General features: G+C 67.4%; 13 protein-coding genes. 8 read left to right on the top strand and 5 right to left on the bottom strand.

All coding sequences use genetic code 11. From position 1 onward, the window contains the following. From NV2_RS05800 to NV2_RS05785, 4 genes are read left to right on the top strand one after another with little or no spacing between them, the layout of a single operon-like run. Window positions 1–1,161: an acyl-CoA dehydrogenase family protein gene (locus NV2_RS05800; RefSeq protein ID WP_067870244.1), complete on the top strand. Its 1,161-nt coding sequence runs from the start codon at window positions 1–3 to the stop codon at window positions 1,159–1,161. Continuing rightward, window positions 1,158–1,661 carry a MaoC family dehydratase gene (locus tag NV2_RS05795; protein ID WP_067870242.1) on the top strand — a complete coding sequence of 168 codons (504 nt, stop codon included), beginning with the start codon at window positions 1,158–1,160 and terminating at the stop codon, window positions 1,659–1,661. The genes NV2_RS05800 and NV2_RS05795 overlap by 4 nt, the downstream gene beginning before the upstream one ends. 3 nt (window positions 1,662–1,664) lie before the next feature. Next, on the top strand, window positions 1,665–2,477 hold the full coding sequence (locus NV2_RS05790) for an HpcH/HpaI aldolase/citrate lyase family protein (RefSeq protein WP_067870240.1): 813 nt from the start codon (window positions 1,665–1,667) through the stop codon (window positions 2,475–2,477). A 38-nt stretch (window positions 2,478–2,515) separates the two neighbouring features. Beyond that, complete coding sequence (locus NV2_RS05785) at window positions 2,516–4,459, top strand: acetoacetate--CoA ligase (protein WP_067870238.1); 1,944 nt, start codon at window positions 2,516–2,518, stop codon at window positions 4,457–4,459. Between the two features lie 88 nt (window positions 4,460–4,547). Here NV2_RS05785 and NV2_RS05780 read toward each other — a convergent pair whose 3' ends face one another. After that, entirely contained in the window at window positions 4,548–5,276 is a 729-nt protein-coding gene (locus NV2_RS05780; protein ID WP_067870236.1) for an ABC transporter ATP-binding protein, read from the bottom strand. A 23-nt stretch (window positions 5,277–5,299) separates the two neighbouring features. Then, window positions 5,300–6,349, bottom strand: a complete 1,050-nt coding sequence (locus NV2_RS05775) for an ABC transporter permease (protein ID WP_067870234.1) — start codon at window positions 6,347–6,349, stop codon at window positions 5,300–5,302. A 160-nt stretch (window positions 6,350–6,509) separates the two neighbouring features. On the opposite strand from NV2_RS05775, the gene NV2_RS05770 reads away from it, so the two are divergent. The 3 genes from NV2_RS05770 (at window position 6,510) to NV2_RS05760 (ending at window position 8,874) form a co-directional block, all read left to right on the top strand. Then, window positions 6,510–7,766 carry a sensor histidine kinase gene (locus NV2_RS05770; RefSeq protein WP_084473924.1) on the top strand — a complete coding sequence of 419 codons (1,257 nt, stop codon included), beginning with the start codon at window positions 6,510–6,512 and terminating at the stop codon, window positions 7,764–7,766. Beyond that, window positions 7,763–8,380, top strand: a complete 618-nt coding sequence (locus NV2_RS05765; RefSeq protein WP_067870232.1) for a response regulator — start codon at window positions 7,763–7,765, stop codon at window positions 8,378–8,380. Before NV2_RS05770 ends, NV2_RS05765 begins: the two co-directional genes overlap by 4 nt. A 68-nt stretch (window positions 8,381–8,448) precedes the next feature. Further along, the gene (locus NV2_RS05760) at window positions 8,449–8,874 is read left to right on the top strand and encodes a PPOX class F420-dependent oxidoreductase (RefSeq protein ID WP_067870230.1); all 426 of its coding nucleotides are present in this window, start codon (window positions 8,449–8,451) and stop codon (window positions 8,872–8,874) included. Between the two features lie 43 nt (window positions 8,875–8,917). Here the strand turns inward: NV2_RS05760 and NV2_RS05755 are convergent, their stop codons facing one another. The 3 genes from NV2_RS05755 to NV2_RS05745 all read right to left on the bottom strand — a co-directional run bounded on the left by NV2_RS05755 (window position 8,918) and on the right by NV2_RS05745 (window position 11,132). Continuing rightward, window positions 8,918–9,796: a phosphotransferase enzyme family protein gene (locus tag NV2_RS05755; protein WP_067870228.1), complete on the bottom strand. Its 879-nt coding sequence runs from the start codon at window positions 9,794–9,796 to the stop codon at window positions 8,918–8,920. A gap of 147 nt (window positions 9,797–9,943) precedes the next feature. Next, a complete protein-coding gene (locus NV2_RS05750; protein ID WP_067870226.1) occupies window positions 9,944–10,609 on the bottom strand; it encodes a phosphoribosylanthranilate isomerase in 666 nt (221 codons plus the stop codon). Between the two features lie 196 nt (window positions 10,610–10,805). Further along, entirely contained in the window at window positions 10,806–11,132 is a 327-nt protein-coding gene (locus NV2_RS05745) for a hypothetical protein (RefSeq protein WP_157102755.1), read from the bottom strand. Between the two features lie 78 nt (window positions 11,133–11,210). Between NV2_RS05745 and cobM the strand changes: the two genes are divergently transcribed. Next, window positions 11,211–11,978, top strand: a complete 768-nt coding sequence (gene cobM / locus NV2_RS05740) for a precorrin-4 C(11)-methyltransferase (RefSeq protein ID WP_067870222.1) — start codon at window positions 11,211–11,213, stop codon at window positions 11,976–11,978. The last annotated feature ends 177 nt before the right edge of the window (window positions 11,979–12,155 follow it).

Raw genomic sequence — 12,155 nt, 5'->3', positions numbered from 1 at the left:
ATGAGCGAATTCCTTTCCACCGCCACGCTTCCCGGCGAATACCGGGAGCTGGCGCTGACCGTGCGCGATTTCGCCAACCAGGTCGTCGCACCCGTGGCGGCCAAACACGACGCCGACCACACCTTCCCCTACGAAGTGGTCTCCGGAATGGCCGATATGGGCCTGTTCGGCTTGCCGTTCCCGGAGGAGTACGGCGGTATGGGAGGTGACTACTTCGCCCTGTGCCTGGCGCTCGAGGAGCTGGGCAAGGTCGATCAGAGTGTGGCCATCACCCTGGAAGCCGGTGTGTCGCTGGGGATCATGCCGGTATTCCGCTTCGGCAACGACGAGCAGAAGCAGCAGTGGCTGCCGCTGCTGACCTCCGGCCGCGCGCTGGCCGGCTTCGGACTCACCGAACCCGGTGCGGGCAGCGATGCCGGGGGTACCCGCACTACCGCGGTGCTGGACGGCGACGAGTGGATCATCAACGGCAGCAAGCAGTTCATCACCAATTCCGGCACCGATATCACCCGGCTGGTCACGGTGACCGCGGTGACCGGTGAGACCGAGGGAAGGAAGGAGATCTCCGCGATCCTGGTGCCCACCGACACTCCCGGTTTCGTCGCCGAACCCGCGTACCGGAAGGTCGGCTGGCACGCCTCCGACACCCACCCACTGAGTCTCACCGATGTGCGGGTGCCGCAGGCGAATCTGCTCGGCGAGCGGGGGCGTGGCTACGCGAACTTCCTTCGGATTCTCGACGAGGGCCGGATCGCGATCGCCGCGCTGTCGGTGGGCGTCGCTCAGGGGTGCGTCGACGAGAGCGTGAAATACGCCGGGGAGCGAGAAGCCTTCGGCCGCACCATCGGCCGCAATCAGGCGGTGGCGTTCAAGATCGCCCGGATGGAGGCCCGCGCCCACACCGCCCGCACCGCATACTACGACGCGGCGGCACTGATGCTGTCGGGTAAACCGTTCAAGAAGCAGGCCGCGATCGCCAAACTGGTCGCCAGCGAGGCCGCGATGGACAACGCGCGTGATGCCACCCAGATCTTCGGCGGCTACGGCTTCATGGACGAATACGCCGTCGCCCGCCACTACCGTGATTCGAAGATCCTGGAAATCGGTGAGGGCACCACGGAGGTGCAGTTGATGTTGATCGGACGGGAGCTGGGGCTGTGAACGAACCGACGACCGAACCGACCCGCCGGGTGGTGCAGCGCGGACTGTGGTTCGAGGAACTGGAAGTCGGCGTGCTCTACGAGCACCGGCCCGGGCGCACCATCACCGAGGCCGACAACGTCCTGTTCACCACGCTCACGATGAACACCCAGGCGCTGCATCTGGATGCGGCGTTCTCCGATGCGCTACCACCGTTCAACCAGCGGCTGGTCAATTCGATGTTCACCCTCTCGACGCTGGTCGGGCTGTCCGTGGCACAGCTGACCCAGGGCACCATCGTCGGCAACCTCGGGTTCTCCGAGATCGCATTTCCCAAGCCGCTGTTCCACGGCGACACGCTGTACGCGGAGACGCTGGTGACCGCCAAGCGGCAATCCGAGAGCCGTCCGGGAGAGGGGATCGCCACCTTCGCGCATACCGGCCGCAATCAGCACGGGGATGTGGTGGCGACTGCGGTACGCAAGACGATGGTCCGGCTGCGTCCGGCCGGAGAGGAATAGCGCATGAGCTGGGAGATTCCCGGTCCGGCCTGGTTGTTCTGTCCCGCCGATCGCGGTGAACGGTACGAGAAGGCCGCGGCGGCAGCCGATGTCGTGATTCTCGATCTCGAGGACGGGGTCGGCGCGGGTGACAAGGCTGCCGCTCGCGAGGCGCTGGTTCGCACGCCGCTGGATCCCGAGCGGACCGTGGTGCGGATCAATGCGGCAGGCACCCCCCACTTCGATGCGGATCTGGCGGCCCTGGCCGGCACCTGCTATCGACGGGTGATGCTCCCGAAAGCCGAATCGGCGCAGCATGTGTCGTTGCTGTCGGACTACGAGGTCATCGCATTGTTCGAGTCTCCACTGGGTGCGCTGCGCACCGAAGAGGTCGTGGCGGCACCGAATGTGATCGCAGCAATGGCCGGCGCGGAGGACCTGGTTGCCGGGCTCGGCGGCAACTCCAGCCGCCGTGCCGACGGCACCTATCGCGACGTGGCGCGGCAGCTGCGTTCGACCGTGTTGCTCGCGGCCAAGGCGTACGGCAGGGTCGCCCTGGATTCGGTGTACCTGGATATCGCGGATCTGGACGGACTACGTGCGGAATCCGACGAGGCTGTCGCGGTCGGCTACGACGTGAAGGTGGCGATCCACCCCAAGCAGCTCCTGGTGATTCGCGCCGCCTACGCCCCGGCGGACGACGAAGTCGACTGGGCGCGCCGGGTATTGGCGGAGGTGCCGAACAACCGTGGCGTGTTCAGTTTCGAAGGCCGCATGGTGGACGGTCCGGTGCTGCGGCATGCGGAGCGGATCCTGGCGCGCGCCGCGGGGCGGTAGTTCCGGATCGAGATGTACCGAACGGTGGTAGGAGGTTGATGGTGCAACCGCAGTGGGAGCCCAGCGCGGAGGATATCGCGGGTGCGCGGGTGACCGATTTCGCGCGCTTCGCCGGGAAACGGACCGGCGCGCAGTTCGGTGACTACCGTTCGCTGTGGCAGTGGTCGGTCGAGGACCTGCCGGGATTCTGGGGTGCGCTGTGGGAGTACTTCGATCTCGGCGATCCGCCGGAGACGGTGCTGTCGGGAACCGCGATGCCGGATGTGCAGTGGTTCCCCGGGCAGCGGTTGAACTATGTCGACCAGGTTGCCCGGCATGTGCGCACCGACCGGCCCGCCATCGTCTCCATCGACGAACAGCACGGACTCGGCGAAGTCTCCTGGTCGGAGCTGCTCGAGCGCGCCGGTTCGTTCGCCGCCACGCTGCGTGAACTCGGTGTCGGCCCGGGCGACCGGGTGGTCGGTTATCTGCCGAACATTCCGGAGGCCGTGATCGCCTTCCTCGGCACGGCGAGTATCGGCGCCGTATGGAGCGCGTGCGGGCAGGATTATTCGGCGAAGGCCGCGCTGGACCGGCTCGGTCAACTGGAACCCGCTGTCCTGGTCACCACCGACGGCTACCGATTCGGCGGTAAGGAGCACGACAAGACCGGCGATATCGCGACGCTGCGCGCCGGGCTGCCGAGTGTGCGGGCGACCGTGGTGGTTTCGCGCCTCGGCAATGCTGTGCCCGATGCGCTGGACTGGGCTGCCGTCGCCGCACCCGGCGGTGAATTGTTCACCGAAGGCGTCGATTTCGACCATCCGCTGTGGGTGTTGTTCTCCTCCGGCACAACCGGACTGCCGAAGGGAATCGTGCACGGCCACGGCGGGGTACTACTCGAACATCTGAAAGCCGCGGCGCTGCAATCGGATCTGAGCCGCGACGATGTGTTCTTCTGGTACACCAGCCCGAGCTGGATGATGTGGAACTTCCAGGTTGCGGGCCTGTTGGTGGGGGCCACCATCGTCTGTTACGACGGCAGCCCCACCTATCCACACCCCGATACGCTGTTCGATCTGGCCGCGCGCACCCGCACCACAGTGCTCGGCACCAGCCCCGGCTACGTTCTGGCCTGTATCAAGGCCGGCGCGGTGCCGCGGCGCGAACACGATCTGTCGGCGCTGCGGACGGTCGGTATCACCGGCTCGTCGCTACCGCCGTCCTCGGCACTGTGGTTGCGCGACAACGTCGGTGAGCGGGTGCAGGTGAACTCGATCAGCGGTGGGACCGATGTGGTCTCGGCATTCATCGGAGGTGCGCCCACGGTTCCGGTCTGGCCGGGTGAGTTGTCCGCGCCGTTCCTGGGAGCCGCGGTCGAGGCCTGGGACGAATCCGGGAAGCCGGTCCGCGACGAGGTCGGCGAGCTGGTGATCACCGCACCCATGCCGTCCATGCCGATCCGCTTCTGGAACGACCCCGACGGAAGCCGTTACCGTAGTGCATATTTCGACATGTTTCCGGGCATCTGGCGCCACGGCGACTGGATCACGATCACCGATCACGGCAGCATCGTGGTGCACGGCCGCTCCGATTCCACCCTGAACCGCAACGGTATCCGCATGGGCTCCGCGGATATCTATCAAGTGGTGGAACAGGTTCCGGAGATCGCGGAGGCATTCGTGATCGGCGCCGAACAACCCGACGGCGGATACTGGATGCCACTGTTCGTCACCCTGGCACCCGGCGCGGAACTCACCGACGAGCTGAAACAGCGCATCAACACCACCATCCGCACGCAGGCCTCACCCCGCCACGTTCCCGACGAGATCATCGTCGCGCCGGGCATCCCGCACACTCGCACCGGTAAGAAGCTGGAAGTGCCGATCAAGAAACTGTTCCAGGGCGCGGACGCGGACCGGGTGGTCGAACGCAGCGCGGTCGACAATCCCGACCTGCTGGCCTGGTACGCCGATGTGCGACCACCGGAGCAGCGGAACTGAGGTACACGCCGCCGCGGCCCGTGGTCGGCGCTCGACGTGACGGAACCGCTGTGTCCGGCGGTCGAACGACGCCGGCAGGGGCGGCTGGTCAAGCGGCCATGCTGCCGGCCGTCGTAGTCGACAGGCGTCCGTCGACCATGCGGTACACCGCGTCCATCCGGTGCAGGTGTGCGTGGTCGTGGGTGACCAGGAGAGTGGCTGCTCCGTGTTCGCCGACGACGTCGACGATCAGGTCGATGACCGCCGCGCCGCGTTCGGAGTCCAATGCGCTCGTGGGCTCGTCGACCACCAGCAGGTGCGGCGAATGCATCAGGGCGCGAGCGATGTTCACGCGCTGGCGCTGACCGCCCGACAGCTGTGCCGGACGTTTGTGCTCGTGCCCGCTCAGGCCGACGGAATCGAGGAGTTCCTGTGCCTTGGTCCGTGTTTCGCGACGCTGCCGGGGTGAGACGGCGAAGCGTCCGCCGAGATGATTCATCACCTCGAGCTGTTCGATCGCGGTCAGGGCCGGAATCAGATTGGGCTGCTGGAAGATGATTCCGATTTGCTCGCGGCGCAGTGTGGTCGCTTCACGTCGTCCGACCTGCGTCAGGTCGACACGGCCGCCGTCCGTTTCGAGCACAATGCGACCGGAATCGGGGCGCACCAGCGTCGATACCGTCGCCAGCAGACTGGATTTCCCGGACCCCGAGGGCCCGGTGATGGCGGCGATCTCACCGCCGCGCACCGTGAGCCCGACACGGTCGAGTGCGGTGATGCGGCCGTCGCCGTCGGGATAGGTGAGGGTCAGGTCCGAGACGGTCAAAGTGGTGGACATGAAAGCTCCTGTGCGTCGGAAGATCAGCGGGCTTGGTTGAGTGCGGTGAGCGGATCGGTGGTGAGCAGGAAGCGCAGGGCGAAGACCGCACCGAGCAGTCCCAGTCCGATCAACGCGACCGCCGGCACCACTGTGGTTGCCGCACTGAGCACGAACGGCACGCTGCCACCGAGGAACGTTCCGGCGATCGCGGTGACCGCGACTCCCGCTCCCACGCCGATGAGCAGCACGACCAATGCCTGCCCCAGTGCGTCGCGCACCAGTGATCCGGTCGTCGCGCCCAACGCCTTCAACGCCGCGATATCGGGGGTGCGCTGGATATTCCAGACGGTGAAGAAGGCGCCGATCACCAGCGCGGAGATCACGAACAGCATCACCGTCATCAAGGTCAGCGATCCGTTTTCGGCTTGATAGGACCCGATCGCCTGCAATGCCCCGTCGGCACTGGTGGTGCGGGTGTGCGCGGCCTCGTTCAAGGCATCGGTGTCCGCGTCGCCGGAGACGGCGAGAATGGTCGCCGCGCCACCGCGTGGGTCGAGCTGCTGCCAATCCGAGAGCGTGCTCCACACCACCGGGGTATGCGCGTACCAGTCGTCGTCGCCGACCGCGGCGACCGTGACATCGAGGGAACCGATCGATATCCGGTCCCCGGGAGCGGCGGCGAGCTCATCGGCCGCCGCGCTGCTCAACACGACGGTCCCGGGCTCGGTAGCCTGCTGCTTGCCGAAGGCCGGACCGTCGACCCCGAACACCGCCACCTGTGCGGGGGCGGCACCGGCGTGGGTGGCTTGGCTGCGGCTGATCCCTACCGGATCGACGGTGTCGCCGCCACGCTGCCAGGTGCTGATCTGATCGCCGGACAAGACAGAGGAGTCGAAGGACGGATCGGCACCCGTATCGGCGAAGACGACCGATTTCCCGGACAGTTTCTCCAACGCGGAAATATTCTGATGTGCGAGACCGGCGGTCAATCCGCTCAAGAAGCTCACCAATAGTGCCACCATGGTGACCACCAGGGTGATGAGCAGAAAACGGCCGCGGGCGGCCATCAGATCTCGCAGGGCAACGAACATGACTCCACTCTCTTTCGCAGGGCGACGAACATGACTCCACTCTCGCCGTCGACACCCGCGATGACATCGGACTCGTGGACACTCCCGGACTCCCGGACGATGGGCGCCGAATCCGCCTTTCGATGGATGCCGCGGTAGTAACCCCGCATAAGCTGGCACTGTGCACCGCTCTCCGCTCACCCCTGTCTTCGCCGCGCTGCAGGTCGGCCTGCATGTGCTGACGGTGGCGCTCGCGGTGGTCGTGGTGGTGCGAGCCGCCGTGCCCGGCGGGTCCACCCATCCGGCGCCGGTGATCGTGCTGGCCGGGTTGTTCCTGGCCGTCTACTTCGGGGGCGGCCTGCTGCGTGGGCGGCCGGTGGCGGCGCGCCTGTGGCTCGGCGGCCTCACCGTGCTCTGGCTGGCGCTGATGCCGCTCACACCCGAGGCGATATATCTGGTCTTCGGGCTGTTCTTCCTCTATCTGCACCTGCTGCCGCGGCTGTGGGGGCTGGCGGCGGTGATCGGCGCGACGGCGGTCGCGGTGGTGGGCTACGGCCTGCACAACGGGTGGTCCGTCGCCGGGGTGATCGGGCCGGTGTTCGGCGCGGTGGTGGCGATCGCGATCGGCCTCGGATACCGGGCGTTGTTCCGGGAAGCGACCGACCGGCAACGACTCATCGACGAATTGCTGTCGACCCGGGCGACCCTCGCCGAACAGGAACGCACCGCCGGCAAGCTGGCCGAACGCGAGCGGCTGGCACAGGAGATCCACGACACGGTGGCCCAGGGGCTGTCCAGCATCCAAATGCTGTTGCACGCCGCCGAGCGCGACGCACCGGACCATCCGGCCCTGCCGCAGATCCGGCTGGCCCGCGAAACCGCCGCGGACAATCTCGCCGAAACCCGGCAGCTGATCGCCGAACTCACCCCTGCCGCCCTGGAAGGGCAGTCGCTGAGCGAAGCGCTCGAGCGCATCGCGCGCCGCGCCGAGGGGCCCGGGCTCAGTACCCGCACCGTGGTCGAGGGCGAGCCGATGCGGTTGCCGATGCCGGTCGAGGCCGCGCTGGTGCGGGTGGCGCAGGGGGCGGTATCGAATGTGGTCCGGCACGCGCGCGCGGACCGGATGCGGATCACCCTCACCTACAGCGACGACGCCGTGCACCTGGATGTGGTCGACGACGGTATCGGTATCGACCCGGAGGTCTTCGGCCGCGGCACCTTCGGGCTGGGCGCCATGCGCAGCCGCGTCGAACAACAGGGCGGCACCATGGATGTCGAGTCCGAGCCCGGGCTCACCGCCGTCGCGGTCTCGTTTCCGGTAGCGGAACCGGGCGGTGCAGACACCGCACCGCGAACCGACACCGCCGATTCGGACCCTTCCGCTGCCATCGCAGAACCTGTTGCCGCCGAACGTATCCCGCAAGAAAGGCTGTCGTGATTCGCCTCCTGCTCGCCGACGACCACGCGATAGTCCGGGCCGGCCTGCGTGCGCTGCTGGATTCCGCCGACGACATCACGGTGGTCGGTGAAGCCGCCACCGCCGAGGAGGCCGTCGCCGTCTGCAGCACCACCGACATCGATCTGGTGCTGATGGACCTGCGGTTCGGCCCCGGAAAATCCGGTGTCGACGCGACGCTGTCGCTGCGTGCCCTGCCCGATCCGCCGAATGTCCTGGTCGTCACGAACTACGACACCGATGCCGACATCCTCGGTGCCATCGAAGCCGGTGCCTGCGGCTACATCCTGAAGGACACCCCGCCACCGGAACTCCTGGCCGCCGTGCGCGGTGCGGCGACCGGCGAGAGCGTGCTGTCTCCCTCGGTGGCATCGCGCCTGATGACGCGCGTCCGCAAACCCGACACCACCCTGAGCGCCCGCGAGATCGAGGTGCTGCGCCTGGTCGCCGAGGGGCATTCCAACCGGGAGATCGGCAAACATCTGTTCCTCAGTGAGACAACCGTGAAATCCCATCTGGTGCACATCTATTCGAAGCTCGGCGTGAAGTCCCGCACCTCCGCCGTCGCCCGCGCCCGCGAGCGCGGGGCGATCTGAACACGCCGAGCGTCCGGGCTGTGCCGGCGTGGCGAACGGAATGGTCGCCCGGCACCTAAGGTGGACCCATGCCTTCCATTACCGATCCCGAAGTGCGTGAATTCCTCTCGGCCGGTACTCGCACCGGCAAGCTCGCCATCGTCGCCTCGGATGGGCGACCGGTGGTCAATCCGGTCTGGTTCATCCTCGACGGCGACGATCTGGTGTTCAACACCGGTAAGACCACCGCGAAGGGCAAGGCGATACTCCGCGACCCGCGCGTGGCCATCTGCGTGGATCTCGACGAACCGCCCTACGGATACTTCCAGGTGCAGGGCAGGGCAACCGTCTCCGAGGATCCCGCGGAACTGCTGCGTACCGCCACCGCCATCGCCGCCCGGTACATGGGCGCCGACCAGGCCGAGGAGTTCGGTAAGCGCAATGCGGTGCCGGGGGAGCTCGTCGTACGGGTGCGGCCGGTGAAGGTGCTGGGCGGGATCGATATGACCGCGTAGCCGGGGCTGTGCCGGTCGGCCGTTCCGAGCCCGACGCGGTGCATCACGGCCGCAGCGCGTGGAAGGCAGCCAGGCGTTTGCGGTGGTAGTCGAGGTCGCCGGCGTCGTGCTCGACACCACGGCCGACCGCGACGCCGAAGTACACCGCCTCCCGGCGCAGCCGGTGCCGCATCAGCTGGGCGAGCGAGGTGTCGTCCAAGTCGCGGGCTGTGCCGCCGGCGGTGAGATAGGCGTCGACGAACGCCCGGGCGCCGGACAGGTCGGTGCTCAATACATCGGCGAACTCCAGTGCAGCAGAAGCCAATTCGAGCTCCGGCGCGCCGACGAGAGCTTCGTCCCAATCGAGTACCGCTGTCACGTGGCCGTCGAGGGAGAGCAAATTGCCCTCGTAGTAGTCGCCGTGCAGCGGATGGGTGCGCGCGGTTCGGCCGAACTCGGCCAGCCACTGGTCCAATTCGGAGTCGGGTAGTTCGGCCGAAGGCGTACCGTCGAGCCCGATCTCCAGGAACGATCGACGCGGCCGACGCGGTGGCCGATGCTCCGCCCAGGCCCGATGCAGGCGAGCCAGCAGGGCGGCCGCCTCGGTGAACTGAACTGGATCCGCGCTGTCTGCCCAATGCCCCTCGACCAGCGGCCAGACCGTGACCGGACGACCTGCCACCACGGCCACTGTCGAGCCGTTCGCCCGTGGTAGCGGCGCCACCACCTCGGGGACGGCACGGGCAGCCGCAGCGATGCCGTGGCACCACTCGACCTCGGCGGCATCGCGCCCGAGCGGCCCGATTCTCACCACCGCCGAACCGACTCGATAGGCTGCGGACTCCTCCCCACCGTGCAGGCGCTCACCCGGGCCCGTGTACCCCCACTCGGCCGCGACCGCGGTCCGGACGGCGTCGGTCAACGGAACATCGGTATAGACCACACCGGACTTCTACCAGCCAGGTCGGCGGCCGCACCAACGAATTTCACGGGCAACGTCGAGACCCGATGTGCGTTCACCCACCGGTCGACCGGGCAGGCAGGAGTCAGCCGGTGTCGCAGATCCGCCGCTGCCCCGCGTTGCTGCGGGTCAGAACGGGGTGTTGTGTGCGGACTGCACGAATGCGGCACAGGCCGCCGGATCTTTGTCCCCGGTCGCCGGGATCTCGACGCCACTGTTGACATCGACGGCGAAGGGGCGGACGCGCCCGATCGCCTCGGCGACGTTCGTCGGGTTCAACCCACCCGCCAGGATCACCGGAACGTGCAGTGCACGCAGTTCGTCGACGATCGCGGCGCTGATCGACCAGTCGTGCACGGTGCCGGTCCCGCCCAGACGGTCGTCCGTTCGCGAATCCAGCAGGACCGCATCGCAGTACGGTGCGGTCCGGATTGCCGCGGAGACAGCCGCACTACCCGTCACATGGACGGCCTTCACGATCCGCCGTCCACCGGAGTTCTCCTCGACCCGGCGGACTGTGTCGTCGGTGACCATGCCGTGCACCTGGATAGTGTCGACCGCGACTGCTGCCGCGAGTTCGATGATCTCGTCCGGGTTTTCGAGGTGGGTCACCAGCACCCGGTCGACAAAAGGCGGAACCGACTCCGAGAGCTCTCGAGCTTGTGCACGCGTCAGCCCGTCCTCGGTGAAATGGGTTGTCCCACAGATGAACCCCACCGCATCCGCTCCTGCTGAGATCGCAATGCGTAAATCGTTCTCGGACCGGATACCGCAGATCTTCGTCCGAACGGTCACCGATTACCCCCATTCTCTGAGTATGTGCGCACGACCTACCCGGAGCGACTGCTGACGCCGCCGATGTGGCACTCCCGGAGACGTCCAGTAGCGCTGGGAGTTGGAGCCGGGGGTGACGGCGGCGCATCCGTCCGTTTCGCCGGCCTCGGAAACGTCTGCGCCGAACCGGAACTCGGGCCGGCGCAGACGACGAAGGTCAGCGGTACATGTAAATGCCGCCGCTGCCCAGCGGGACGACGCGCTCGACGGCATGCGGGACGTTGTGGTCGTCCATCTGGGTGCAGTCGTGCGGGAACTTCGAGTAGTGTCCGTCGCCACCGCTGCACACGAGCGGCCGGGAGGTGCCGTACGGGCTGATCACGATCAGCGAGGACAGCTGCGGGTTGGTCTGCGAGGCGAATTCGCCGGACCAGTCGTGGCGGTTGTCGAGTCCGCCGCCGGTGTTCGGGTCGGCCGAGGCCAGGGGTGCGGCCACCAGCACAGCGGCGGCAGCGATACCTGCGCAAGCGAGTAGTCGTTTCATACGCCGAGTATCGCGCACGGAGGGATGACGCGGGCAGTGCGCTCGGACGCCCCTGGTAGGGGTGCCTACACTCCCCACATGACCGTGCATTTCATCGGCGCCGGCCCTGGAGCCGCGGACCTGCTCACCCTGCGGGCGGTCGCCCTGCTCCGGGATTCGCCGGTGGTGCTGTATCCGGGGACCTATCTGGACCCCGAGGTGCTGGCGCATTGCGCACCCGGTGCGGAGTTGGTCGATACACAGGGGCTGGACCTAGATCAGATCATCGGGCACTGTGTGGCCGCTGATGCTGCCGGGAAGGATGTGGCGCGGTTGTGTTCGGGGGATCCGTCGATCTATTCGGCGTTGACCGAGCAGACGCGGCGGCTCGACGAGCGGGGGGTCGCGTGGGATGTGACGCCGGGGGTGCCCGCGTATACGGCGGCGGCCGCGGTGGTGGGGCGGGAGCTGACCGTGCCGGAGGTGGTGCAGTCGGTGGTGTTGACCCGGACCTGGGCGCGGTCTACGGCGATGCCCGAATCGGAGGCGCTCGGGAATTTCGCGCGGACCCGGGCCAGCCTGGTATTGCATCTGGCTATCACTCGGATCCGGGAGCTCGCCGTGGAGCTGGCGGAGGAGTACGGCGGCGACTGTCCGGTGGTGGTGGTCTACCGGGCGAGCCAGCCGCGCCAGCAGATCCTGCGTGGCACCCTCGACGATATCGCCGACCAGGTCGACGCCGCGGGCCTGCGGCAGGCCGCGGTGGTGCTGGTGGGGCGGGCGCTGACCCCGGCGATCGACTGCGCGCAGTCGCATCTGTACGACCCGCACCGCGAGCGACAGCCCCTGTCCGGTCCGGGCGCGTGACGTACTCGCGACATCGCCGGCGCCTCGGCTGTATGAGCGGGTCGTAGCGGTGTGATCGGGGCTGCGGATCGGTCCCGATGTGGCCTGCGTGACCGCTGTTCGCTCCGGTTCTCTGTTTGTTGTAGGCGCAGCCAGGCATCTTCGCGGATTGTCGGTGCCGGGCGGTAGATTGGTTCG

Origin of the sequence: Nocardia vermiculata NBRC 100427 (assembly GCF_001613265.1) — a bacterium.
Taxonomy (GTDB): domain Bacteria; phylum Actinomycetota; class Actinomycetes; order Mycobacteriales; family Mycobacteriaceae; genus Nocardia; species Nocardia vermiculata.
Note: the sequence above shows the minus strand (reverse complement) of the source record. Positions and strands in the feature narration are given on the sequence as shown.

Coding starts and splice junctions, on each gene's coding strand:
- NV2_RS05785 (WP_067870238.1), top strand. CDS start 2,516: ATGGTGCAACCGCAGTGGGAGCCCAGCGCGGAGGATATCGCGGGTGCG.
- cobM (WP_067870222.1), top strand. CDS start 11,211: ATGACCGTGCATTTCATCGGCGCCGGCCCTGGAGCCGCGGACCTGCTC.
- NV2_RS05780 (WP_067870236.1), bottom strand. CDS start 5,276: ATGTCCACCACTTTGACCGTCTCGGACCTGACCCTCACCTATCCCGAC.
- NV2_RS05760 (WP_067870230.1), top strand. CDS start 8,449: ATGCCTTCCATTACCGATCCCGAAGTGCGTGAATTCCTCTCGGCCGGT.
- NV2_RS05775 (WP_067870234.1), bottom strand. CDS start 6,349: ATGTTCGTTGCCCTGCGAGATCTGATGGCCGCCCGCGGCCGTTTTCTG.
- NV2_RS05790 (WP_067870240.1), top strand. CDS start 1,665: ATGAGCTGGGAGATTCCCGGTCCGGCCTGGTTGTTCTGTCCCGCCGAT.
- NV2_RS05745 (WP_157102755.1), bottom strand. CDS start 11,132: ATGAAACGACTACTCGCTTGCGCAGGTATCGCTGCCGCCGCTGTGCTG.
- NV2_RS05800 (WP_067870244.1), top strand. CDS start 1: ATGAGCGAATTCCTTTCCACCGCCACGCTTCCCGGCGAATACCGGGAG.